At 56.7% G+C, this 25405-nt stretch carries 19 protein-coding genes; 12 read left to right on the top strand and 7 right to left on the bottom strand.

Features of this window, described 5'->3' with window-relative positions:
* Nucleotides 1–2 precede the first annotated feature (2 nt).
* On the top strand, nucleotides 3–311 hold the full coding sequence (locus VNX88_17650) for a tetratricopeptide repeat protein (protein ID HWY70496.1): 309 nt from the start codon (nucleotides 3–5) through the stop codon (nucleotides 309–311).
* A 42-nt stretch (nucleotides 312–353) separates the two neighbouring features.
* Complete coding sequence (locus VNX88_17645; protein HWY70495.1) at nucleotides 354–2396, top strand: family 20 glycosylhydrolase; 2043 nt, start codon at nucleotides 354–356, stop codon at nucleotides 2394–2396.
* 509 nt (nucleotides 2397–2905) lie between these two features.
* On the opposite strand, the gene VNX88_17640 is transcribed toward VNX88_17645, so the two are convergent.
* Entirely contained in the window at nucleotides 2906–3118 is a 213-nt protein-coding gene (locus VNX88_17640; protein ID HWY70494.1) for a hypothetical protein, read from the bottom strand.
* Between the two features lie 112 nt (nucleotides 3119–3230).
* Nucleotides 3231–6281: a vitamin B12-dependent ribonucleotide reductase gene (locus tag VNX88_17635; protein ID HWY70493.1), complete on the bottom strand. Its 3051-nt coding sequence runs from the start codon at nucleotides 6279–6281 to the stop codon at nucleotides 3231–3233.
* A gap of 836 nt (nucleotides 6282–7117) precedes the next feature.
* Here VNX88_17635 and VNX88_17630 point away from each other — a divergent pair.
* The 8 genes from VNX88_17630 to VNX88_17595 all read left to right on the top strand — a co-directional run bounded on the left by VNX88_17630 (nucleotide 7118) and on the right by VNX88_17595 (nucleotide 18072).
* Nucleotides 7118–9484, top strand: coding sequence for a hypothetical protein (locus VNX88_17630; GenBank protein ID HWY70492.1), 2367 nt, complete (start codon nucleotides 7118–7120; stop codon nucleotides 9482–9484).
* A 201-nt stretch (nucleotides 9485–9685) separates the two neighbouring features.
* Nucleotides 9686–10720, top strand: coding sequence for a class II fructose-bisphosphatase (glpX, locus tag VNX88_17625; protein HWY70491.1), 1035 nt, complete (start codon nucleotides 9686–9688; stop codon nucleotides 10718–10720).
* Nucleotides 10721–10818: 98 nt separating this feature from the next.
* Complete coding sequence (locus VNX88_17620; GenBank protein ID HWY70490.1) at nucleotides 10819–12270, top strand: pyridoxal-dependent decarboxylase; 1452 nt, start codon at nucleotides 10819–10821, stop codon at nucleotides 12268–12270.
* A gap of 79 nt (nucleotides 12271–12349) precedes the next feature.
* Complete coding sequence (gene bshC, locus VNX88_17615) at nucleotides 12350–13957, top strand: bacillithiol biosynthesis cysteine-adding enzyme BshC (protein ID HWY70489.1); 1608 nt, start codon at nucleotides 12350–12352, stop codon at nucleotides 13955–13957.
* Between the two features lie 122 nt (nucleotides 13958–14079).
* On the top strand, nucleotides 14080–14892 hold the full coding sequence (gene ccsA, locus VNX88_17610) for a cytochrome c biogenesis protein CcsA (protein HWY70488.1): 813 nt from the start codon (nucleotides 14080–14082) through the stop codon (nucleotides 14890–14892).
* Nucleotides 14889–16280, top strand: a complete 1392-nt coding sequence (gene hemA / locus VNX88_17605) for a glutamyl-tRNA reductase (GenBank protein HWY70487.1) — start codon at nucleotides 14889–14891, stop codon at nucleotides 16278–16280. Before ccsA ends, hemA begins: the two co-directional genes overlap by 4 nt.
* Nucleotides 16280–17215: a hydroxymethylbilane synthase gene (gene hemC / locus VNX88_17600; protein HWY70486.1), complete on the top strand. Its 936-nt coding sequence runs from the start codon at nucleotides 16280–16282 to the stop codon at nucleotides 17213–17215. The genes hemA and hemC overlap by 1 nt, the downstream gene beginning before the upstream one ends.
* Nucleotides 17216–17238: 23 nt before the next feature.
* On the top strand, nucleotides 17239–18072 hold the full coding sequence (locus VNX88_17595) for a uroporphyrinogen-III synthase (GenBank protein ID HWY70485.1): 834 nt from the start codon (nucleotides 17239–17241) through the stop codon (nucleotides 18070–18072).
* A 1-nt stretch (nucleotide 18073) separates the two neighbouring features.
* On the opposite strand, the gene VNX88_17590 is transcribed toward VNX88_17595, so the two are convergent.
* The 5 genes from VNX88_17590 to VNX88_17570 form a co-directional block, all read right to left on the bottom strand.
* The gene (locus VNX88_17590) at nucleotides 18074–19096 is read right to left on the bottom strand and encodes a tetratricopeptide repeat protein (GenBank protein HWY70484.1); all 1023 of its coding nucleotides are present in this window, start codon (nucleotides 19094–19096) and stop codon (nucleotides 18074–18076) included.
* A gap of 136 nt (nucleotides 19097–19232) precedes the next feature.
* Nucleotides 19233–20465 carry a glycosyltransferase gene (locus VNX88_17585; protein HWY70483.1) on the bottom strand — a complete coding sequence of 411 codons (1233 nt, stop codon included), beginning with the start codon at nucleotides 20463–20465 and terminating at the stop codon, nucleotides 19233–19235.
* The gene (locus VNX88_17580; GenBank protein ID HWY70482.1) at nucleotides 20462–21697 is read right to left on the bottom strand and encodes an MFS transporter; all 1236 of its coding nucleotides are present in this window, start codon (nucleotides 21695–21697) and stop codon (nucleotides 20462–20464) included. Before VNX88_17580 ends, VNX88_17585 begins: the two co-directional genes overlap by 4 nt.
* A gap of 2 nt (nucleotides 21698–21699) precedes the next feature.
* Entirely contained in the window at nucleotides 21700–22116 is a 417-nt protein-coding gene (gene queF / locus VNX88_17575; GenBank protein HWY70481.1) for a preQ(1) synthase, read from the bottom strand.
* A 295-nt stretch (nucleotides 22117–22411) separates the two neighbouring features.
* Entirely contained in the window at nucleotides 22412–22930 is a 519-nt protein-coding gene (locus VNX88_17570; protein HWY70480.1) for a YihY/virulence factor BrkB family protein, read from the bottom strand.
* A gap of 188 nt (nucleotides 22931–23118) precedes the next feature.
* On the opposite strand from VNX88_17570, the gene VNX88_17565 reads away from it, so the two are divergent.
* Together VNX88_17565 and VNX88_17560 are read left to right on the top strand one after the other, a co-directional pair.
* Nucleotides 23119–24369, top strand: coding sequence for an efflux RND transporter periplasmic adaptor subunit (locus tag VNX88_17565; protein HWY70479.1), 1251 nt, complete (start codon nucleotides 23119–23121; stop codon nucleotides 24367–24369).
* Nucleotides 24370–24377: 8 nt separating this feature from the next.
* Nucleotides 24378–25352, top strand: a complete 975-nt coding sequence (locus VNX88_17560) for a tetratricopeptide repeat protein (protein HWY70478.1) — start codon at nucleotides 24378–24380, stop codon at nucleotides 25350–25352.
* Nucleotides 25353–25405 lie beyond the last annotated feature (53 nt).

The raw sequence follows: 25405 nt of genomic DNA, 5'->3' as shown, positions 1-25405 counted from the left end.
CTATGGACCGCGTAGCGATGCTTCAGGAAATCCTTGCGCAGAACCCTAACGACGCCTTCGCCCGTTACGGACTCGCGATGGAATACGCCAACAACGGCGATTCCGAGACAGCTCTGAGCGAGTTTGCGCGGCTGATTCAGGCAAATCCTGACTACACTCCGGCATACCAGATGTCGGCGCAAACGCTCATGAAAGCTGGACGCGAGCCTGAAGCGCGCAAGATGCTAGAGGACGGTATCGCCTGCGCTGCACGAACTCGCAATCAGCACGCTCGTTCCGAGATGCAAGCGCTCCTCGACGAATTGCGGTAATCTGCTTCGCTGCTTGTTTTCAAATCCACCTCGGGATCAGAGATGAGATTTTTTGCCCTGCTGTGCGTGCTCTCCGCCACTTCACTCTTCGCCTCGCAATCATCAACCGCTGGACCTTCGCAACCAGGACCACCGTGGAACCTGATGCCCGTGCCCTCGAAACTCGAAGCAGGCTCAGGACAGTGGGTTGTGCAACAGGGCCTTACGATCTCGCTGAGCGGAGTTGACGATCCGCGCGTCCGCGGCGCAGCACAGCGCTTCGTCGATCATCTTTCGCGTGCGACCGGGATCCCATTGCACTACCTCACTGCCGCACCAGAGAAAGCAACGATCGCGATCCACAGCGAACGAGCTGGCGAGAAGGTGCAGAAGCTTGGCGAAGATGAGTCGTACAAGCTCGATGTTACCGAGAACGGCGCGAAGATCTCCGCGCCGACAGCGCTCGGCGTGATCCACGGATTGCAGACGCTGCTGCAACTCGTCGCACCGAGCCCGCAGGGATTCTCCGCCCCTGCCGTCCACATCGAGGATACTCCGCGATTCCCCTGGCGCGGTCTCTTGCTTGATTCGTGCCGTCACTGGATGCCGATGGAGGTCGTAAAGCGCAACCTCGACGGCATGGAAGCCGCGAAGATGAACGTCCTGCACTTCCACCTGAGCGAGAACCAGGGGTTCCGCGTCGAGAGCAAGAAATTCCCAAAGCTGCACGAGATGGGCTCTGGCGGCCACTACTACTCGCAGCAAGAGATCAAGGAGCTGCTTGCCTACGCTCGCGATCGTGGTATTCGCGTGATGCCTGAGTTCGACATGCCGGGACACGCCACCGCCTGGTTCGTCGGCTATCCCGAATTGGCATCAGGTCCCGGACCGTACGAGATCGAGACGAAGTGGGGAATCTTCGATCCTGCGATGAATCCAACCAAGGAGTCCACGTACAAGTTCCTCGACAAATTCATCGGCGAGATGGCCGAGTTATTCCCCGACGAGTTCTTCCATTTGGGCGGAGACGAAGTCAACGGCAAAGAGTGGAACGCGAATGCCGAGATACAGAGCTTCATGAAGTCACACAACCTTAAGACCAACGAGGATCTTCAGACTTACTTCACCCAGCGTGTCGTGAAGACTATTCAGAAGTACAAGAAAACTCCTGTCGGATGGGACGAAGTTCTCACTCCCGATCTTCCGAAAGAAGTAGTTGTCCACTCGTGGCGGGGACCAGAATCGGAGGCGAAGGCTGTTCAGCAGGGTCACCGTGCTCTGCTTTCCAATGGCTACTACCTCGACCTGGCTGAGTCCGCCGAGAAGCATTACCTGAACGATCCCCTTAGTGGCGACGCGGCCGCGCTCACTCCCGAGCAGCAGAAGATGATCCTCGGCGGCGAGGCGTGTATGTGGTCGGAGATGGTAAGCGCTGAGAATGTCGATTCCCGAATCTGGCCGCGCGCTGCAGCGATTGCTGAGCGGCTGTGGTCGCCAGCCGAAGTTCGCGATGTGGACTCGATGTACAGCCGCATGGAGGTCGTGAGCGAACGCCTGGAGACGCTTGGACTCACTCATCACTCGGCTTTGCACACGATGAAAGAACGCCTCGCTCCCCAACATCTGGAGCCGCTACGGACTTTGGCAAATACCGTGGAACCCGTTAAAAAATATTCCCGCTCAGGAACGCACAAGTACAGCACGGACGCTCCGCTGAACCGGCTGCCCGACGCCGTGCCGCCCGAGAGCATTGAGGTGAGAAAGTTTGCGCGGTTGGTGGATCGAATCCTCGCACGAACCGCTTCAGAGGCGGACATTGCCCTGGCTCGCGACACAATGATCGACTGGAAGCTGAATCACGATCGGCTCTCACCGGCGCTTCAGAATTCACTCCTGACGGAAGATACCGTGATCTCCCAGAACCTCTCCTCAGCGGCCATTATTGGACTCCAAGCCTTGGATATGCTCGGCTCTCCCTCATCAGTTCCAACTGGATGGACAGATCAGCAGATGGCACAGCTCGAACCGATGAAGAAGGGACAGGCCGAACTGCTGCTGATGGTTGTTGCACCGATACAGAAACTCGTGCAGGCAGTAGGAAAATAGCAGAACGATTTTTCATCAAAAAAGCTGCCGGCGGACTTTCGGCAGAAGAAAACCCGAATCTTGCCCTTGGAGCCATAGGCGAACAAAACATATAGACGAAGATAAATCGATTTAGCCTGCCCGCAGACGCGCCGGTAAGCGCGGCGTGCCACTCCCCCACTGGCTGGCTCTGGCGAACGCCCCAAAACGCCCGCAATGCAGATTTCCCATTTTGACCAAACGAGGCTGCCCCATAACTAAAGGATGCAGGAGATCGTCAGGCCTTGGATCGGAGACGTCTCTAAAACGCATCCGAAGTGCATTTTGGGGCTCTGGAAGCGTTTTTTCGGGGCACTTCGAGCGCACTTTTGAGGCAGTTTTAAGGTACTTTTGAGGCGCGCAAGCCAGCTTTTCGAGCGCCTGGCCGCAGGTGCGTTCGTAGCTGCTAATTCAGGTACGAAAACACGTAATGAGCCCTTAGATAAGTGCCGCCAAAGGCGCGGCACTAGTTCTCACTCTGCGCGAACGATCTATTCCAAATTGGGACGCAAGTTCGCGGCCAATAGAAGCTCGTCTACTTTTTCGGTCAAGCTCGCGAGAAAACCTGCCAGACTCTCCGGCTCGGGTTGATATTCGACTTTCTCATTCGGCATTTGGAACATATCTCTCGTCTCGCGCATCTCGGGGAGTTTCTCCTCGGCCAGAGGCAAACTGAATGGGGTGATCGGGTGAAGTGAACCCATGTTTCGGTTCATCCGTCCGATCCGTTACATCCGTCTAATCCGTGTTCTGCTTTTGATTACCTCCGGGGCTGGAACACAGCCGAGGGCGGCTGTGCCACAACTTCAAATCTTCTTAGCTACATCCGCTGGTGCTGCCGCAGCTCATGCATCTGTAGCAACTTCCATTACGCGTCATGATGGAGCCGCAGACGTGGCATGAGGGTGCGTCGCCCATGTCCACAATGTCGCGCAGTGCATCGGCAGGATGCACGCTTCCAGCTTCCAGCTTCCGGCTGCCGGCTAAGCCCGACTGTGCTCCAGAGGAAGTCGTGCCAGCCACGCTCTCAGGCGGCGCCGGTAGACTCCCCGCCGAGGCGGCTGGATCCGCGACTCCGTTGCGCTTCAGCATGCCTTCGAACAAGTCTCCCTGTTCGGGCTCGACGAAGCGGAAGTGCAGCCAGCGAAAGATGTAGTCGGTGATTGACTTGGCGAAGCCGATCTTGCCGTTGCCGCTCCAGCCGCTGGGTTCGAAGCGGGTGTGGGCGAACTTCTCGCAGAGCACTTTCAGCGGCACACCGTGTTGCAGGGCTAGCGAGATGGATGTTGCGAACGCGTCCATGAGCCCGGAGACCGTGGAGCCCTCCTTTGCCATCTTGATGAAGATCTCGCCCGGCTGTCCGTTGGGATAGAGACCTACCGTGATGTAGCCCTCATGCCCGGCGATGGAGAACTTGTGTGTGAGCGAGGCGCGCTCTTCCGGCAAACGATGGCGAACCGCTTTCGGTGGAGCGTTCTGGTCCTGCACTTCTGGCACTATCTGCTGGCTGGTTACCGGCTGCTGAGTGCTGGCTTTTGTGTCTTTCGCTTTGTTTCCGTCTGACACGTTGAGTGGTTGCGCGCCCTTCGAGCCGTCGCGGTAGATGGCTACGGCCTTCAGGCCTTGGCGCCAGGATTCAATGTACGCTTCGGCGATCTCTTCGACGGTTGCATCGTTGGGCAGATTGACGGTCTTCGAGATCGCGCCCGAGATGAACGGCTGCGTGGCCGCCATCATCTTGATGTGGCCTATGTAATGGATAGAGCGCGTTCCCTTGGACGGCTTAAAGCTGCAGTCAAAGACGGGCAGGTGCTCTTCCTTCAGACCAGGCGCGCCTTCGATGGTGCCGGTGGCGTCGATGTAGCTGACGATGTTGTTGGCCTGCTCGCTGGAGTAGCCGAGTTTGAACAGAGCAGTCGGGACGGTGTTGTTGACGATCTTGATCATGCCGCCGCCGACCAGCTTCTTGTACTTCACCAGTGCCAAATCGGGCTCGATGCCGGTGGTGTCGCAGTCCATCATGAAGCCGATCGTGCCGGTGGGGGCGAGCACCGTGACCTGCGAGTTGCGATAGCCGTGTTTCTCGCCATGGGCTAGCGCGTTATCCCAAGCTTCCTTGCTGGCTTCGATGAGCTTGGGCAACTGCTTATCGTTCACCACAGAGGACACAGAGGAACCGATGTTGTTGACGCTTGCCCTGTGCATCCTGATTACGTCGAGGAATGGTTCGCGATTCACATAGAAGCCAGGGCAGGCTGCGCCGGTGATCTCCGCGGTTTGCGTGAGCGGAGTCGCAGGAGCCAGAGCGAGGCACAGCTCGGCGATCTTCGACGACTGGTAGTACGCTTCGCCGCACATGATGGCCGTAAGGCAGGCAGCATAGTCGCGTCCGGCATCTGAGTCGTAGGGCAAGCCTGCGGCCATCAGCAAGCCGCCAAGATTGGCGTAGCCGAGTCCCAGCGGACGATAGTCATGCGAGTTGCGCGCGATTGCCTCGGTGGGATATCCCGAGCTGTCCACCAGTATCTCCTGTGCAGTGATCAGCACGTCGCAGGCGAACTTGTAGGCTTCGATGTCGAAGGTGTTGTTCGTATAGAACTTCAGCAGGTTGATGCTGGCCAGGTTGCAGGCCGAGTCGTCGAGGAACATGTACTCCGAGCACGGATTTGAAGCGTTGATGCGGGCGGTGTTCTTCGACGTGTGCCACTTGTTGATGGTGGTGTCGTATTGCATGCCGGGATCGCCGCAGTAGTACGTGGCTTCGGCGATCTTGCGCAGCAGATCTTTGGCCTTCTTCGACGCGAACGGCTTCTTCTCCTTCACGCTGCGAGTAAAGAAATTCTCGTCGTTGATGGCCGCGTTCATGAACTCGTCGGTCACGCGCACGGAGTTGTTCGCGTTCTGGAAGAAGATCGACGAATAGGCAGGCGAGTCGGGCGTGCTGCCGTCGTAGCCTTCGCGGATCAGCGCCCAAGCCTTGGCCTCTTCTTCCCGCTTGCAATCGATAAAGTCTTCGATGTCGGGGTGATCGACGTTGAGGATCACCATCTTGGCAGCGCGGCGGGTCTTGCCGCCCGACTTGATGACGCCGGCGAAGGCGTCGAATCCGCGCATGAAGCTCAGCGGACCTGAAGCTGTGCCTCCGCCCGAGAGTTGCTCGGTCGAGGAGCGCAGCGGAGAAAGATTCGTGCCAGTTCCCGATCCCCACTTGAAGAGCATGCCTTCCGTCTTGGCCAGCGTGAGGATGGAGTCGAGCGAGTCCTTTACTGAGTTAATGAAGCAGGCGGAGCACTGCGGATTGCGATAGCCGGTCACGCCGAACTGCACACTTCCCATTTCGGGATTCCAGTGCCAGTTCTGCGCATCGGAGTTGGGCTCGAGGCGGTCGCAGCCCACGTTGAACCACACGGGAGAATTAAACGCTGCGCGCTGGTCGAGCAGGATGTACGCCAGCTCATCATGAAATGTGTCGGCATCGGCGCGAGTGGCGAAGTAGCCGCCATTGACTCCCCAGTCGCTAATCGTCTCGGCAACGCGGCCCACCAGGGCACGCACGCCGCTTTCACGCTCAGGAGTTCCCACGGTGCCGTGCAGATACTTGCTGGCGACGATGTTGGTTGCCGTCATCGACCAGTCTTTGGGAGTCTCTACGTTTTTCTGCTCAAAGATCGTCTTGCCCTGGGCGTCGGTGATCGAGGCGGTACGCAGCTCCCACTGGAACTGGTCGTACGGCGATGTACCTGGCTTAGTGAAATAACGACGGAACTGGAGGCCCGGTGCCTTCCTGGTTGAGGGGGTGGAGACTGCGGGCGCCGTCTTCGCGGCTGCTCCGGTTGCCACTTGCGTCTTGTTGGTCACTTCAGCCATGGGAGGCTCCTGAGGGATATCGACCGCTTCTCTTATCGGGTCACTTCGGATCGGGTGATCGGGTCATCGGGTGATCGGGTGAAGTAAAACCAGCAGCCAAACCAGTCTTACTTCACCCGATCACGCAATCACCCGATTCCCATTGGTGTCACCGCTGCACCGGTTAATTGTTGTTATGCGGACGCTCACCTCTGAACGTCCAAGGGGGCTGACGCAAATTGGATGATTTTGCGATTTGATGAATCCGAGATTTGCTGTCCTGGGAGCCATCGCTGGAAACTCACCCGATCACAAAACCATCCGATTGGGGGAGGGCCACTGTCACCCGCTCCGTGACTTTCAGGAGCAGGTGGAAACGTAAGTTACACCTGCATATGGGGCCTGTCAATAGGCTAACCCCATATATTGTAGCTGAAATGCAGACTAGCTGCTGGCTGGTTAACCCCTTGCCTTTCAATCATCGCCAGCCTGGACTGTGGTTTTTGGCGGAATTCGGATTGTTAATAATTTGTGGATAACAGGTGCGGCCCCGAGCAGCACCTGTCCTCGCAGTTACCACTCCAGCGTCGCCCGTTTTGACGCCGCGGAGGCATTTGACTGTAGGAGCCTCGAGAGCAGGAATCAATGACGGTTATCGGGGCAAAGCTGTGGAGTCTTGTGGGTTCTTCGGAAAACCCCGACACAGCGAACACGAAGGTCACGAAGGACGACAAAAGAGGTCACGGAGTAGGACCTCCCGAAACCACCTTCCATCGTCAACTTCGTGGCCTTCTGTGTCGTCTTTCGTGACCTTCGTGTTCGCTCTTCAATTCGGGTTTTCGCATACACTTTGGAATATGGTTCAAGGCTTTCTGAAGGCGTTCTGCCTTCTTCTACTCTCCTCGGCCGTTTGGGCTGAGGGTACTCAGCTCTGGCAGCAATCCAAGTTTGAAGAGTTTGAAAAAGGGACGAGTAATGGCGTCGCCATCTCTAGCGATGGGAACTTGCAGCTCGCGCCATCGCTGAGATCGATCTACACCTCGCCTTCAACTTACATCTGGCAGGTAGTGAGTGACGCTCAGGGCAATGCCTATTTGGGCGCTGGATCGCCGGCGCGCGTCTATCGCGTGACTCCAGACGGCAAAGCAAACGTCATTTTCGAAGCCAAAGAACTTCAGGTACAGGCGCTGGCCATCGATACCGATGGCACTATCTACGCAGCCACATCCCCGGATGGGCGGGTGTACAAATTGCAGCCGAACGCGCCCGCCCCCGAGAAGAAAAAAGCAAAGAAGGAAGAACCGCAGCCTGCGCAGAACGATTCGGCCGTCACAAAGACGACCGAAGCCGAAAACATGTACAACTCTTCGGTCTTCTTCGATCCCAAAACGAAATACATTTGGGACATCGAACTTGATCCGGCTGGACGGATGTATGTCGCGACCGGCGACAACGGTCAGATTTTCAAGGTCGAGAAGACGGGAGAGGGGTCGGTTTTCTTCAAGAGCGACGAAGCCCACATTCGCTGCCTGGCCCTGGTGAAGCCAACCGCCGAGCCGGAAGATGGCAAGCGCAGTAAGAAAGGTACGCCGGGATTGAGCACGGTAATTGCCGGATCGGACGGCAGCGGGTTGGTATACCGCATTTCCCCAGCCGGGGAGGCGTTCGTGCTGTACAGCGCGCCCAAAAAGGAGATCACCGCGCTCGCCACCGACGCAGCCGGCAACATCTTCGCCGCGGGCGTGGGAGAGAAGCGTGGAGCTGTAACCCCATCTCCACAGCCTCCGCCTCCGGCTCCGGCCAGCACGCCTGCCGTTGTCACAGCAGCACCACCTTCTCTGCCCGGCCAGATAAGCGGTGGCTCAGAGATCTACACGATCTCTACGGATGGATCCCCAAGCCGCATCTGGAGTTCCAGAGACGATCTGGTTTACGCGCTTACCTTCGCTCCGGACGGACAGTTGCTCGCCGGCACCGGTAACCGTGGTCACATCTATGCTGTTGCGCCCAATTCTAAAACGGGAATCTACCGCGATCTGGTGAAGCTCAGCGCGAATCAGATTACGTCAATGGCGCGGGCCAGCAATGGGGCCGTCTATGCCGTCACCGCCAACCTGGGCAAGTTATTTGTCCTTGGCCCGGGGCGCGAGCAGGCAGGAACGTATGAGAGTGACGTCTTCGACGCTAAGAGCTTCTCGCAGTGGGGGCGTCCGCAAGTGCGCGGAACCGGCGAGTTCGATTTCTTTGCCCGAAGTGGGAACGTCGATAATCCGGATCGCAACTGGAGTCCATGGACGAAGATCGATTTGAAGACCGCTGAGCGACTGTCGATTCCGGCGGCCCGCTTCGTGCAATGGAAGGTCTCGTTGCATCCCGGAAATGCGAATACACAGATTGAAAGCGTGGCGATCAACTATCTGCCAAAAAACATTGCTCCGGTAATAGAAGACATCAATGTGCAAGTCGGCGCACGCATCACCTCCCTGCCCGCGCAAAAACCGACTACTGAGAACGTGAATATCCCGCTGGGAAACACGCCGGTGGCAGCGCCAGTGCGCTTCGATACTCCTCCGTCGGCGGTCAAGGATCGTGACTACATCGCGGTGCGCTGGGGCGCACATGACGATAATGACGACGATCTTGTCTATTCCATTTACTACCGCGGCGATAACGAACGCGACTGGAAGCTGCTGAAGGACAACATCCCGGACAAGTACTACTCATGGGACTCGAGTCTGCTGCCTGACGGAGGATATGAGGTTCGGATTGTCGCATCGGACGCTCCCTCGCACTCGCCCGATGAGGCGCTGACGGACGAGAAGATCAGCTCGCGCTTTGAAGTCGACAGTACGCCTCCGGTAGTTCAGGCGCTTCAGGCCAAGGTGGAAGGAAACACGATGCACGTGAGCTTCCGCGCCGCCGACAGCTTCTCACCGATCAAGCGTGCCGAGTATTCGATTGACGCGGGTGAATGGCATTATGTAGAGCCGGTGGGGAAACTCTCCGATTCCCCAACCGAGGAATATGACTTCTCGGCAGGCCTGCCGAACACAGAAGTTCAAGCCGCGGCCGAAAACGGCAAGAAGGCGGGCAAGCGCTCGCGCACTCGCGATGGTGGCAGCGAGGAACCTGCGCAAGTAGTGAGTTCGGGAGAGCACGTGGTGGTGGTGCGTGTATGGGATCGTTTTGACAACATGTCCGCAGCTAAGACTGTGATCAAGTAAGACCGGAGAGGCGAACACGAAGGTCACGAAGGAAACAGCAAGGTCACTGAGTCTCAATCTTCGTGACCTTTGAAGTTTCCTTTGTGACCTTCGTGTTCGCCTCTCCGTCCTAAGGTTATAATCGGCAGTTTCGTCCGCAGGGTACCCCCGCCTGCAGCTCGCTTCCTGAAGTATCAGCATCGTATTCTCGGAGGGCTTTCCATGCCGAAGACCCAAATTGAAACCATCCCGTCGCCGAATGGCCTAAGCCAGCAGATGGAGTTCGAACTGGCGCTCGAATTTACACGCATTGTTGAAGAAGCCGCGATCGAGTCGGCGAAGACGATGGGCATGGGGGATCGTCCGAAGTCGGATCAGGTGGCGACTGAGGCGATGCGGCGCGCGATGGATTCCGTGCCAATGCGCGGCACGATAGTGATCGGCGAAGGTGAACGGGATCAGGCTCCCATGCTGTATATCGGCGAGAAGGTGGGGGCGAAACATCCCGACAGCGTGGCATTTCCGGAAGTGGATATCGCTGTTGATCCGCTGGAAGGGACGAATCTGTGCGCTACGGGAGCTCCCAACGCGATCACCGTCCTCGCGGCTTCGGAGCGCGGCGGACTGCTGCACGCACCCGACTGCTACATGGAAAAGCTCGTTGTGGGACCGCCGTGCAAGGACGGAATCGATCTTGACGCTCCGGTGAAGTACAACTTGAAGATGATTGCCAAGAGTCTTGACCGCGATGTGAGGGACCTGGTGATTATCGTGCTTGATCGTCCCAGGCACGAAAAGCTCATCTCTGAGATCCGCGCGACGGGTGCACGAATAAAACTAATCGGCGATGGAGACCTTTCGGCAGGAATTGCGGCGGCAGTGATGGGGACCGGTGTTCATGCCGTAATGGGTATCGGTGGAGCTCCTGAGGGCGTAATAACCGCGGCTGCTATGCGCTGCCTGAACGGCGAGATCTTTGCGCGGCTGGTAGTGGACAAGCCGGAGTTGGAAGAGCGTGTGAAGACGATGGGCATCAAGGACCCGAAGAAGATTTATCTCGCCAAGGACCTGGCGCCGGGCGAGAACATCGTTTTTGCCGCGACCGGCGTGACGGATGGATCGTTGCTCAAAGGAGTGCGCTTTTTTGGTGATGGGATTCGCACGCAGTCGCTTGTCATGACGCGTAGTACCGGCAAAGTGCGATTCATCGATAGCATCCACGTGCATCAGGAGCCGGATTTCAAGGTGCGTTTCTAGTTCGGGCGACATCCAACACATCGTCGGAGTGCCAGCGCACACAGCCGAGGGCGACTTTGCCACAAGTCCCATGAGGCATCTGCAAGGCACGGAGTGAAATGAGCAATCGCAACGGCAAATCTCGCGTGGCATCGGAACAGCTTCTTCGAGACGGTCGCGTTGCGCTCGAATGGATTTCAAAGTACCTGGCGCGCGCTCCGGAGCTTCCCGTGCTGTCGCAGGTGAAACCAGGAGACGTTTTCGCCTCACTTCCCTCCCGCGCGCCTTCGGCTCCCGAACCGGTCGAGACGATTCTCAAGGATCTTGACAGCAAGATTCTGCCGGGCATTACGCATTGGCAGTCGCCAAACTTTTTCGCTTATTTCCCGGGGAATAGCTCTCCACCGTCCGTAGTCGGCGATCTGCTGTCGTCAGGCCTGGGTGTGCAGGGAATGTTGTGGCTAACGAGTCCAGCATGCACGGAACTCGAGATGCGCATGCTCGACTGGCTGGTGGAGATGCTCGACCTGCCCAAACATTTTCTGTCGACAAGCACAGGTGGCGGCGTGATCCAGGATTCGGCATCGAGTGCAAATCTCTGCGCTGTGCTTGCCGGACGCGAGCGAGCGACGCAATTCAGCTCGAATGAGGATGGGTGCGATCAGCGCCTCACGGCGTACACCTCGGCGCAGGCGCATTCCTCGATGGAGAAGGCCATAAAAGTTGCAGGCATTGGACGAAAGAATCTGCGCGTGATCGAGGTCGACGAGCAGTTTCGCATGAAGCCCGCTGCGCTGGCGCGAGCGATTCAGGACGACAAGTCTTCCGGTCGCGTTCCCTGCTTTGTGGGTGCGACAATCGGCACGACATCGACGATGTCGATTGATCCGCTGCCGGAGATTGGCGCTATTTGCCGCGAGCACAACATCTGGCTGCACGTTGATGCGGCGATGGCGGGTACAGCCGCGCTTTGCCAAGAGCTGCGATCGATTCACGACGGGCTTGAGCTGGCGGACAGCTACTGCTTCGATTGCCACAAGTGGATGCTCACCAACTTCGATTGCACTTGCTTTTATGTCCGCGACCGAAAGGAGCTGACGGAAACCCTGGCGATCACTCCTGAGTACTTGCGGAACGCGGCTTCAGCTACGGGTGCCGTCGTAGACTTCCGTGACTGGCATATCCCGCTCGGCAGACGGTTTCGCGCTCTGAAATTGTGGCTGGTCATGCGCTCTTACGGGGTAGAGGGATTGCAGGCAATGGTCCGTCGCCATATTGAGCTCACTGAAAAGTTTGTTGGCTGGCTCAAGGCGGATTCCCGCTTTGAGATTGTGGCTCCTGTTTCCTTGAACCTGGTGTGCTTCCGCCTCAAGGGCCCAGATTCAGCCAGTGAAGCTCTGATGAAGAAGCTGAACTCATCAGGCAAGCTCTTTCTGTCGCACACTAAGCTTAAAGGACAGTTTGCAATCCGGATGTGTATTGGCCAGGCCTACACTGAAGAAGAGCACATTCGTGGTGCATGGCAGGAAATTCAGCAGCACGCCACTGAACCCGCAATGGCCGCGGGATAACGAGGACTTTCTGCATCCTTCTGCAGTCCGCTGAAATCCAAACTCCACTGTAGTATGAACTTGAGCGAGAGAGGCCCGATTGGACCAGGAATGTCTTCCCTTCCGTGATGTGCCCGGCACTTCGCGGCTCTTTCTCGACTTCCTCACCGCTAATCCGCAGACTCGCCCCTTCTATCCCACGTCCACACTTTCTCTCGATGAACTCGAAAGTCAGGCTCGCGGCGTAAGCATCCCGGTTGAACGTCGGGAACGCGTCGCTGATGTGCTCTTAAGACAAAATCGCGCCTGGAACGCCGGAGACGAGGCTCTTAGCAACATCGAGAAACTTCGTAAAGGAGCGCGTGCAGTCGTTAGCGGCCAACAGGTGGGTCTGTTTCTGGGACCGGCCTACACGCTTTACAAGGCCGTCACCATCATTCGCCTCGCACGCGAACTCACGGCCAGAGGAGTGGAAGCCGTCCCAGTGTTTTGGTTGGCGTCGGAAGACCACGATCTGGCAGAGGTGAATCACGCTTTTGTGCCCGATAGCCGGGGCGAACTGCAGAGATTGGAAACGTCTTCGCGAGGCTGTCCAGGGTGTCCGGTCGGAACCGTTTCCCTTGCCGGCGATATCGTCTCGCTGGTTGACCAGCTGCAACAACTTGTTGGTGAATCCGAGACGCTCGATCTGGTGCGATCGAGTTATCAGCCGGGAAAGACATTCGCGACCTCCTTCGCGGAGCTGATGACGAAGCTGTTCGCGCGACAAGGCCTGATCGTTCTGGAACCATCGGATGATCAACACCACCAAATCGGTGCCCCGATTCTTCGCTCCGCCGCTCAATACGCAGAAGAGCTGACGCGCGCGCTCCTCTCGCGATCGAAGGAACTCGAAGCTGCGGGATATCACGCGCAGGTAAAGGTCACGCAATCATCAACGCTTCTGTTCTTTCTCAAGGATGGAAAGCGCCTGCCGATTCATCGCAAGAATGGAACCTTCAGCGCCAACGGCACCCAGTGGACTCCAGAGCAATTGCAACGGCAGATTGAGTCCAGCCCCGAGCTTTTTACCGCGAATGTCTTGCTCCGCTCGGTCCTGCAGGATTACTTGCTCCCCACAGCGACCTACATCGCTGGACCTGCGGAGATCGCATACTTCGCTCAGTCTCAGGTTGTATACGAGCGTCTGCTGGGCAGGACTACGCCGGTATGGCCTCGATTCTCGACGACTTTGATCGAGGCGCGCCTCGCGAGCTGGATGCGTAAGTACGGTCTCAGGCTTCGTGACGTGCTCCAACCCAAAGACGACTTTGTAGCCGCGCTCGCGCAGAGAACCATTCCAGCTGACATAAAAGATGACTTCGATCGTAGCCGCGAACATCTCGAACGCTTGCTGGCTCCCCTCCTCCACTCGCTAAAAAGGCTCGACCCAACTGTAGAGGCAGCGGGTGAGGTTGCGGCGCGCAAGATGCGGCATCAACTTCAGCGCCTGGAATCACGGGCGGCACGCGCGAATCTCCATCGGGAACAGGTCCTGGACCGTCACGCGAGCATGCTCAGTTCCTTACTGTTTCCCGAAAAGGAGCTCCAGGAGCGGCGCGTAGCCGGAATTTATTTCCTGGCCAAATTTGGGACTGAGCTGATCGATCGGCTCATCGAAGACTATCGGCCCGAATGCCACGACCATCAGGTGATCGCGCTGGCGTAAAGGCAAAATGGGCGAACCACGCTGCGTATAATTATGTGGTACTGTTCGCCTTCAAGTTGCGGAATTTCAACTGTAGCAACGGAGACAATCGAGTCTTCGCGGGCGAATTGGCATAGTTTTCCATGTCTCTATTCTGGTTACGAATCGCGGCAGGTTTGTACGGCCTCAGCATGCTGTACGCCCTGATCGCGCTGCTGCGGCGGCGCGAAATTCTGTCCAGGGCGACTCTCCCCATCGCCGGAGTTGCGGTCACGCTGCATTGTGTCGCGCTGGTAGAAGCGTTTGTATCCGGCGGTATGGCCGGAAGTCCGCTGCATCAGTCGGAATCGCTGCTTGCATTCCTGATGATGCTGCTGTTCATCGGCGTCTATTACATCTATCGGACCACATCTCCGGGAATCGTTGTCCTGCCAATCGCATTTCTACTTTCCCTATCGGCGGCATTGGCACAGGGCCCACCACAATTGATTTCACCGCAATTGCGCAGCGGATGGATCTACACCCATATCATCCTGATTCTGGTTGGATATTCGGCTCTCTTCTTCAGCTTCATCGCCAGCGTGCTGTATCTACTGCACGAGCGCAGCCTCAAGCGCAAGGATCTGAATGGAATCGCCGGTAAGCTTCCTGCATTGGAGACTATCGACAACATCGGCTATCGACTCCTGATCATCGGCTTTCCGTTCATGACGATCGGGTTGATCGCCGGTTCGGTGATCGCCCAGATGCAATACGGGGCGAGTTATTTTCAGGATCCCAAAATCATTCTCAGCCTGCTGATGTGGGCCGTTTACACGGTGATGCTGTACACGCGATGGAACTCCGGGTGGCGCGGACGGCGTGCCGCGTTGCTCACAGCCTTCGCTTTCGCTGCAGCGCTTAGCGTTTGGGCAGCAAACTACTTCAGTGGAGTCCACAGGTTCGTAGCGCGATGAAACTCCAACTCATTGGCGTGAACCACAAGACGGCCCCCGTCGAAGTGCGAGAACGCATTGCAGTTCCAGAATGGCGTCTGGAGGAAGCTACCCGGAGACTGCTGGAACATCCCGGTGTCGGTGAGTGCGTGGTGTTCTCGACTTGTAATCGAGTCGAATTTGCGGTCGCTTCCGAAAGTGGCGCCGATCTGTATGCCTTCATTCGCGACTACCTCCTAACCGATGTATCAGCGCTGCGCGAGCACCTGTATGAGTACAACGGCGACGATGTGGTACGGCATGTTTTTCGCGTAGCCGCGAGCCTTGACTCAATGATCGTTGGAGAACCGCAGATTCTGGGCCAGGTTAAACAGTCATACGCCATCGGCAAAGCCGTGGGTTCCGTTCAATCGAATCTCGATGCGCTCTTGAGCCGAGCCTTTTCAGTAGCGAAGCGGGTACGGACGGAGACGGCCATCGGAAGCTCGGTAGTCTCGGTTGCGTCAGTCGCTGTGGAACTCGCTAAGAAGATTTTCGGCAGCCTGCAAGGTAGAAGCGTGTACGTAGTAGGCGCCGGCAAGATAAGTGAATTGGCGGCCCGCCATCTTCGCTCGCATGGAGCCGGCACAATCTTTGTTTCCAATCGCACACATGACCGTGCACTGCAGATGGCGGAGCGTGTGGGCGGCAGCGCGATCCATTTTGACCAGCTCTACAGCACCGCTGACCAGGCCGACATCGTAATCACCTCTACCGGCGCTCCTCACGCGATCTTCCGGCGCGAACATGGCGAGATGTTCATGCATCGCCGCAAGAACCGGCCAATGTTCTTCATCGATATCGCCGTGCCGCGCGATGTGGATGCACAACTGAGCCATGTGGACGGTATCTTCGTTTACGACATCGACGACCTGCAGCAGGTAGTCGAAGCCAACGTCAGCGATCGCGGACGTGAGGCCGAGCGAGCGGAGAGGCTGATCGAAGAAGAAGTCGTCCGCTTTCAGCGGCGCGTGCAAAGCCTTGATGCAGTGCCCACAATCGTGGCGCTGCAAAAACGCGTAGAGGACATTCGGCGGTCGGAACTCGATCGTCTGCGCGGACGGTTGGGTAAGCTCTCGCCAGAGCAGGAGAGTGCCGTAGAGAATCTGACCCGCAGCATTGTAAACAAAATTCTGCACACTCCCATTTCCGCACTCAAGAGCTTCAGCGGCTCAGACCAGCTTGCCACTACCGCAGAGCTTTTGCGCGGACTGTTTGGAATCGAAAGTGAGGAAGCGCGGCGGAACGGTGCATCGGGCCCTTCCGACAAAAATGCTTCCGCCGTTGCTGACAATAAGGATCGGCATTCTCTTGCGATCGACGAGGACGAAACCGAGGTTGCCGAGCAAAAGCCCGGCTCTCGCCGCTGATGGCTCAACTCCGCATTGGATCGCGTGGATCTCAACTGGCTCTTTGGCAGGCCAATCACATTTCCAGCCTGCTTCAGCGGCAAGGGCACAGCGTCTCCATTGAAATCATCAAGACTACTGGCGACAAAATTACCGATGTGGCTCTCGCTAAAGTTGGCACCAAAGGAATGTTTACTAAAGAGATCGAAGAGGCGCTATCCGCAGGTCGAGTCGATCTTGCCGTACACAGTCTCAAAGATTTGCCGACCGAGCTGCCTAACGGGTTTGTGCTGGCAGCGGTTCCACGGCGGGACGATCCGCGGGATACATTCTTGTCGGTTCGCTACTCGCAAATCGGCGAATTGCCTAAGCGCGCTCGCGTCGGTACGAGCAGCCTGCGCCGGCAGGCGCAACTGCACGCACTCCGCTCGGATCTCGAGATCATTCCGTTGCGGGGCAACGTGGATACTCGACTACGAAAGCTCCAAAGTGGCGCGTTTGATGCCATCATCCTGGCCGCAGCCGGAGTGACTAGATTGGGACTGACCGACGCGGTCCGGCAGTATTTCGAACCGGCACAAATGTGTCCCGCCGCTGGGCAAGGAGCGCTTGCCATCGAGACTCGCGCGAACGACGCAGCCACCATAGAGGCTGTGAAATTTCTCGATCATCCGCCGACCCGCGTGGCGGTTGCATGTGAGCGTGCGACGTTGAATCAGTTAGGAGGCGGATGCCAGGTTCCGATCGGAGCTTATGCGTCACCAACTCAGCGAGGTTTGTTGCTTCGAGCCGTAGTCGCCAGTCCCGATGGGAGCTCGATGATTCGCGAAGAAAGCGAGGGATCCGATCCCGAGAAACTCGGTGTGGAAGTTGGGCGCGCCCTGCTGGCGAGAGGCGCACAGAAGATTTTGGACGAGGTTTACGGTAGAGAGGTCTCCGTACCGCAGCAACCGTAGTATCCTGCATCTTCAACATGGCAATGGCAAAGAAGAAAACGGTCGATCCCCAGGCGCATCGGGTGGCGGAGCTGGTGACCTCTGGTCCTCTCGCCGGCAAACGCATTGTCATCACGCGTGCTCACAGACAGGCAGATGGTCTGTCTTCTCTGCTCAAACACTTTGGCGCAGAGGTAGTTGAAGCTCCGGTCATCGAGATCCGCGAACCGGACTCTTACGACGCGCTTGACACCGCACTGAAGGACATTCTTCAGTATGACTGGCTGATACTGACCAGCGTAAATGGCGTCGAAGCTCTGTTTTCCAGGCTGGAGCCGCTTGGGCTCAGCGTCGATTCGCTTCAGCACTTGAAGATTGCAGCCATCGGCCCAGCTACTGAGGAGCGCATTCAGGACCATGGACTAGTTGTGGATATCGTGCCTCCGCACTACGTTGCAGAAGAGGTGGTTCGTGCAGTGCGAAAGTTAGTTAAGGGTGAAAAAGTTCTACTCGTGAGAGCGAAGATCGCGCGAGACGTTATCCCCGACGAACTGCGGGCAGCGGGAGCGCAGGTGGACGTCGCAGAGGCTTATCAAACCGTCATTCCGGAAGACGCAAAATCTTGCATGCAGAGCGTCTTCGCCGCACGGCCCCTGCCGGATGCCATTACCTTTACAAGCTCCTCTACTGTCCAGAACTTCCTCACGGTTGTGGTGGGCACAGACATCCCGTCGAAGATTTCGCACGTGAAGTTCGCCTCGATAGGCCCGGTGACCTCGCGCACCATGCGCGAGTATGGACTGCCGGTAGACGTTGAGGCCGACGAGTACACGATGGAAGGGCTTACACAGGCGCTTGTGAGGTTTTTCGGAAACTAGCTCAACCCTTCAGTCGCTTCAGGTCTTTTTGGGCGTTTTCGAAATCCGGCTGTAATCGTAGCGACTTCTCCAGTTCCCTAATCGCGTCTTCCTTTCGGCCCATCTTCTCCAGAACCAATCCTAGCCGCCAGTGCGCCGCGCTGAGCGATGGAGTGAATCCTTCAGGATCTTGCGAGAGATATTTCCGGAAGTAACGCTCGGCTCGCGACAGTTCCTCGTTCAACTGAAGGAGCGTTCGCCCGGCTTGATAGAAGGGACTCAAATCATCTCCGTTTGCTTTCTCGGCTTGAGAGAGCAAGCCTTCGAGTTTGTCCCAATTTTGTTTGAAAGCGGCGACTTCTGCGAAGACGACGTACGACCCAATACGGATCCGATCAAGGTCTAAAGCCTGCTGCGCATACTTGTCGGCCAGTTCATATTTTTTCTGAGCCTCGGAGGCATAGAAGGCGGCGAGCGCAACCAGCGCTTCGAAGCTCTTGGGATCGGCCTTCACCGCATTCAGGTAAAGGCCTTCGCGCTTGTCGGTTTGTTTTTCGTGACGAGCGAGTTGCGCTTGAGCCAGATAGCCCTTGGATTCATCGATTTTCCCAATGTCTTCGGCTATTTGGTGTGCCTTGTCCTTCCCACCACCCGCAATTCCAGGCGCCTCCTCGTAGTACGTCATGATGCCGAAAAGGCAATCGGTGTTCTTTGGCTCGAGTTTCAGAGCGGTTTCCAGCTCCGAATGAACTCGCTTCGCTATCGACATCTTCTTGAACAGGCCTGCTTTGTCGATGTCTTCACTCAGAACGCCGGCCAACTGCAAGTGGTAAGCGGCCTTATTCGGATTCGCCTTTACTGCAGCTTCGGCAAGCTGCAGGGCCTCGTCGTGCTTACGGAAGCCTTGCTTGAGCTTTGACAGCAGGTAGAGAGTCTCTGCATCTTGATCCTTGCTTCCGGAAATAAGTCTAGCGGCCTGTTTGAAGTGCCCTTCCTCAAGTAATGCATCAAGCCTTCCAGTCTGGGAAAAAGCGCAGGTCGACAAGGCCAGGACTACAGCGAGTGAAAAAAGGCGGGGCAGCAGAATGGACTCCAAAGGCTGATTTGGCGCAGAGCATAGCATGAAGCCCGGGGTGGAAGCAGCGAATTCGAGGGCGCTGAAAGGGACTAAACGGAAGTGCCTAATACGTGTCGTCGGTCAGGTTAGTGTTGCTGCGGACACGTAGCAGCTCTTTGTGTCTCTCCGCGGTATAAGCTCGAATTTCTTCGAGTGGATATGTTGTCCCTCGCCACACAACTCCGTCGTGCACCAGCGAGCTAACAGCCGAGTTCAGCAGCGCAAGAATGAACATGACAGTCGATAGAGGATGAGTTAAGAAGAACCAAGGCGAAAGTCCGAACTGGCGTCCCATACGCCAGTACAGCAAGGCGATCGAGAAGATGGCAACAGCAAATCCAACCTTTGTAATTCCCGGAGCGAGGACGATGCCAACCCACGGCCCCAGTTGATAGACTCCGGCAGCGACAGTGGCAAGGGCAGCTAGCCACCATTTGAAGTGCAGCAAACTGAACATGTTTTTCCGCAAGTTGCGCACCACACCCAATCCGCCTTCTGCCCATCGGACTCGCACAAGATCGGTGCCCACGACGCAGTCTTGCCGCAAGCCGTGTCTCTTGACGGCTTCGCCCAGCTTCAAGTCATCGATCACTTCCATGCGAAGCGCCTGATAGGTGCCCACTTCCTCGTAGGTGTCACGGCGAATCAGGTTGAATGCTCCGGCTCCTATAAAGTCCCGTGCCTTCGGATCTTTCACTTTCCACGGCCGTAGCAGTAACAAGGAAGCGAGGCCGAAGAAGCCGAGCATCATGCGCTCACCGAAGCCCTTCATAATGAGCGTGGGAAAGATTACAAGGTGATCGGACTTTGTTGCTTCCGCGTACGCAACCGTGCGCCGAATTGCATCCGGGCGAAAGATGACATCGCCATCGGTAAAGAGAATCCAATCAGTCTCCAACTCGGCGGCACCACGCCACATCGCGTGTGTTTTCCCCAACCATCCAGCAGGAAGTTCAGTCACATGCAGGACACGGAGTTTGCCAGATGACTCCGTCTGGACGCGATCCATGATCGTTCCTGTCGCGTCAGTTGAACGATCATCGATTGCAAAAATCTGCAGGTTGGGATAATCCTGAGCCAGCAAGGAGAGCAGGCATTGCTCAATCGTGCCACCCTCGTTCCGTGCCGGAACGACTACCGTGACGCTGGGCTGGGGCGCGCTGCTTCGAGGCAGTCTGTCCCATTCTGGGCTGGTCACGTCTGACAACTTGCCCATGCCAATGGCAGTGCGAAGCGAGCGTCGCAACCAGTCGGCGCCGAGAAGAATGCCAGCCGCAAGCCAGATCCAGCGGGTCAAGCCGACGCTCCCGCTAATTGCCTTTCGTCCGCCCGTGGTGGGGCAAAACGCGTCCCGAGGAACAGAATCAGAGCTGAGGCAACCATGGCAATCAAGGTGATGGAAAAGCCCAAACGCAAGCTGCTGCGGTCAGAGATCGCACCGATAATCGTCGGAGAAATCGCATCACCCAGAAGGTGAATGATGAAGAGATTCATGCCTATCGCTGTGGCACGAATTGGAGCAGCCACCGAATTCACGATCGCGGCATTCAGCGGTCCGGTGTTAAGGAAGAGGAAGAATTCGGCGACCGCAAGTGAAACGAAGAGCATCGAGGGGTGTCCGTAAAATGCGTAGAGCGCGCCTGGAATAGCCAGCAAAGCACTAATTCCCGATATTGCGTAATAGGCTCCTCGCGAGCGTCGCAACCACCGGTCCCCAAGCCAGCCTCCGACTGCCGTTCCCGCCAGACCGTCCACTACGGTGATGAGTCCAAAGTAGTAATTTGCGCGATCGAGCGGAATTCCCTTCTCCCGTTCCAGGAATGTAGGCATCCACGCGGAAATTCCTCCGATCGCGAAGGTCATCATGGCCATACCCAGAGTCGCGGTCCAGAATGCGGGATTGCGCAACAGTCCGCGAAAGGTCGTGCGCTCGAGTGTGTGAAGAGCTATCTCGTGCGCTCCTCGTTGGGGCTCATCGCCGGCAAAGTAAAACCAAATTGCCACGATGAACCCCGGAATAGCACATACATAGAAGGGCGATCGCCATCCATACCGCGTTCCGAGTGCACCGCCGATGATGTACCCAAGCGCGGCGCCCATGGGAATCGCTAAATAGAACAACGACAAAATTCGCCCACGTTTTTCCTCTGGAAACAGATCGGCAATGTAAGCGGGCGCGATCAATGAGAACGTAGCCTCCCCCACACCCACGACGGTGTGCCGAATCAGGAGAGAGGTGAAGCTATAGGTTGCGGCAGTGAGCAGAGTAGCTCCGCTCCAGACAAGCGCACCGACCGCGATGATCGCCTTACGCGACTTCCTGTCTGCCATAAACCCAATGGCAGGCGCGGAACACATATAGAAAATGAAGAACACGGTCGTAAGCGCGCCAAGCGCTGTGTCGGAGGGATGGAACTCCTGTTTAATCAGTGGCTGGACGGCAGGCAGAATGTAGCGGTCAATGTAGTTGAGAAAGTTCAGTGCGGTGAGCAAACCAAGCGCAAGGAGCGGCCGCGTTGCGCGCTGCATCTCTAAGTACGTTCCTTGGAACTCGTAGCTGGACGCGGCCAGCGTGCCTCAACCGTCGTGCCTATGCCGCCACGTGGGCGAAAGACACCGCGGACGACAGCCCATTCCGGATCGGCAGCGCTTACAACATCCTCGAGAACGCGATTCACGATGTTTTCCTGAAAGATGCCAAGGTTGCGATAGCAGGTGAGGTATTCCTTGAGCGACTTCAATTCCAGACAGCGCTGGCGCGGCATGTAACGCAGGGTGAGAACGCCAAAATCGGGCAATCCGGTCTTAGGGCACACCGACGTGAATTCCGGTATGTCGATCTCGATCTCGTAGGCCGGAAATTGATTCGGCCAGGTCTCGATTTCGGGAAATGCGAAATCCAGGCCCGACTTCGCGTGCTCTGGTGTGTATGCGGGAGCTCGGGACATTTCCCCTATTGTAACGGTGGAAAGTGCGGGATGCCTGTGGACAGGCAGCACGCTGGAGCGTCTCTCCAAATTAGCTTTCGATCGTACCGTGAAGTGCCGCCCGCCGGGGGAAAGGCGAACACGAAGGGCACGAAGGAGAACATCAAGGTCACAAAGCAAATAAGGTCGTCAGAAACTGGTCTTCAAAAATGATTCTTCGTGACCTCCTCTTTTTCCCTTCGTGACCTTCGTGTTCGCCTCTCCCCTGGCGGGCGGCAGTTCTCTCCGATCGCTATTCGAACGACGGCTTCTAATCTCACGCGGCCTTCGGCATTTCCGCAATCTGACCTGGTGTGATCCGCTGCTGTCCTTGTAGCTTCTCACCTTCTACTTCAAGAGTTCTGCCGCCGGTCATGAAGGTGAGTCCAAGCCCCAGCAGTCTCTGCTTCAGCATCGGCCTACTGGTACGAGCGTCATAGGCGATATGGAGGGCGTCGATCATGGCGGAGAAGCCGCCCGACGCTGCCCACAGCGTTCCTATCAGGCCAATGGAGAGTAATCCGCCGCGATTTGGGGTTGATACGCTTTGGAGAATCCTGCGCACCAGACCCATGGCCTCTGACGGCACAAAGCGGGCAGCGAAATCCATGCTTTGATCAAAGAGATTGGGGATTGGCAGGTACCCGAGCAGCGTGGCCAGCACGATGAGCAGTGGAAAAAGTGAGAGCACGAAGTAATAGGACAGCCCGGCCGCCATATTGAAAACACGGGTGCGTCGCACCTCGTTATGCAAGGCCAGGGTGACTTCTTTGACTCTTTGCAGTCCAATTTGCATCGGCTAAACGTATATAGACGTAAGCTGTTATCTATGATTTAGATGGGAACGCCGATTTCTTGAGATGTCGCTGAACCGCGATCGGTTTGACGGACATCTGATTAGGGTCTTTTTTGTAGCGTATCAAGGCCAAGCTGCTGAAAGAAGGCGGCTGGCTCGGTTCGATATACTTGAAGTTTGTTTCCCTGATGGCAGAGCGCAATAAACAAAGCAACGGCAATGGCAAACATGTTTGGCGAGGCATAATCATCGCCATTCTTGCTGTGATCGTGTTGGCAGCCTTCATCTCCAGCCGCAAAGGCGAAGTTCCCGTTAGGGTGGACCACGTAACCAAGCAAGACCTCGTCACCACGATCTCCACCAACGGCAAAGTCGAACCCATTGAAAATTTCGAGGCTCATGCCCCTGCTCCAACGACGGTTAGGAAGATTTATGTCCGTGAGGGACAACATGTGCGCCAGGGCGACCTGCTCATGCAATTGGACGATGCAGATGCTCGCGCCCAAGCTGCCCGAGCATTGGCCCAGGTAAAAGGTGCTGAAGCTGATCAGCACGCGATTCAGACTGGCGGAACCCAGGAAGAAGTTCTGAATACACGCTCTGAGCTGGTAAAAGCCCAGGCTGAGCGTGATGCCGCTCAAAAGAATTACGACTCCCTCCAGAGACTAGCCCAGACCGGCGCGGCAGCTCCTTCTGAAGTACGCGAAGCCGCAAACCGTCTTACTGCTGCGCAGGCGCAACTAAAGGTTCTGCAAGACAAACAGCAGGATCGCTACTCTCGGCCCGAGGTAAATCGAGTTCAAGCCCAGGGCGAGCAAGCTCGCGCCTCCTACATTGCTGCCCAGGATCTACTCAAGCACAGCGAGATTCGGGCGCCCTTTGAAGGAACGGTATATTCCCTTCCGATCAAGCAGGGTGAGTACGTCCAACAAGGGGAACTCCTCATCCAGCTTGCGAATCTGCGGCGGGTACAGGTAAGGGCTTTTGTCGATGAACCCGAATTGGGAAAACTGGCGGTCGCCCAGCCTGTTACCGTTACTTGGGACGCTCTTCCCGGAAAAGTCTGGCGTGGGCAAATCACACAAATGCCTTACACGATTACAACGTATGGAAGTCGCAATGTTGGCCAGGTTCTCTCCGGCGTAGATAACGAAGACAGCCGCCTTTTGCCCAACATTAATGTCACGGTGAATGTGAGTATTGCGAACAAGAAGGAAGTCGTGACCGTCGCACGCGAAGCCCTGCACGAGGACGAGAGTGGACGTTATGTCTATGTGATCAGGAACGGCCGTCTCGAGCGCCAGCCTGTGGAAGCCGGAATTGCCAACAATACTCGCGTGGAGATCATGAACGGCGTCCAGCCAGGAGAACTGATCGCTCTCAACAGCATGAATGCAGCGACTCCTTTACGCCCAGGCCTCGAGGTTCGCGCACGGTAAAACTCCTGATGTCAATCTCCCGTTTCTTTTCATTGATCCTGGCGTTTGTAATAGCGCTGCCCGCGGTCTCGCCGGCCAACGCGCCACTGGATTCCGTTCACCAGCTGCTGGTAAATGGCGAGGCCGATGCTGCGATCCGAGTCTTAAAAACATCGCTGAGCGCCAATCCCTCGGGGGCGGCAGAACACAACCTTCTGTGCCGCGTTCATTACGCCGAGGAACGCTGGGAAGCCGCCGTTTCCGAGTGCGAGCGCGCTGCAAACTTGAATCCAAGCAGCAGCCTCAATCAGCTTTGGCTCGGGAGAGCCTATGGAGAAAAGGCGGATCACTCGAGCTGGTTTTCCGCCATCAGCTTGGCAAAGAAGACTCGCATTGCCTTTGAGAAGGCCGTGGAATTGGATCCGAAGAACGTAGAAGCACGATCCGACCTGAGCGAATACTACATTGAAGCTCCGGGATTTCTGGGTGGCGGAACAGACAAGGCTGCCGCCCAAGCGAATACCGTCGAGAAGCTAGAGCCCGCAACCGCGTATTGGATCCGCGCTCGCATTGCCGAGCACGACAAGCGAAACAGCGACGCCGAGCAACAATACAAGAAAGCCTTGCAAGGCGATCCCGGACCTCGCCGCATTTTAGATCTCGCTTCGTTCTATCGGCGCATGAATCGTCTCGACGATCTGGAAGCAGCCATTCAGCAATCGGCAAAGCTAAATACCAAGAACGACTCTGCTCTCTTCGACTCCGCGTCTTTGCTGCTTCGCGTAAATCGCAACCTGCCGCTGGCAGCGACCCTCCTACAGCGCTACATCAATCAAGGCGAAAAGTCGGAAGATGCTCCTCTGTTTCGAGCCCACTATCTGCTGGGACAAGTGTTGGAAAAAAGCGGCGACACAACCGGGGCAATCAAGTCATATCAAGTTGCCCGCGCCAGCGCCAGTGACTTCGCGCCTGCCGGCGTGGCACTCAAGAGGTTAGGCGCGTAAACGTCCAGCACCACCTCACCCTGAGTCGACCATCCTTCAGTTGACACGCGCAG

The sequence above is a fragment of the Terriglobales bacterium genome (assembly GCA_035567895.1).
In the GTDB taxonomy this organism is placed as follows: domain Bacteria; phylum Acidobacteriota; class Terriglobia; order Terriglobales; family Acidobacteriaceae; genus Gp1-AA112.
This window is presented reverse-complemented; position numbering and strand designations above follow the sequence as displayed.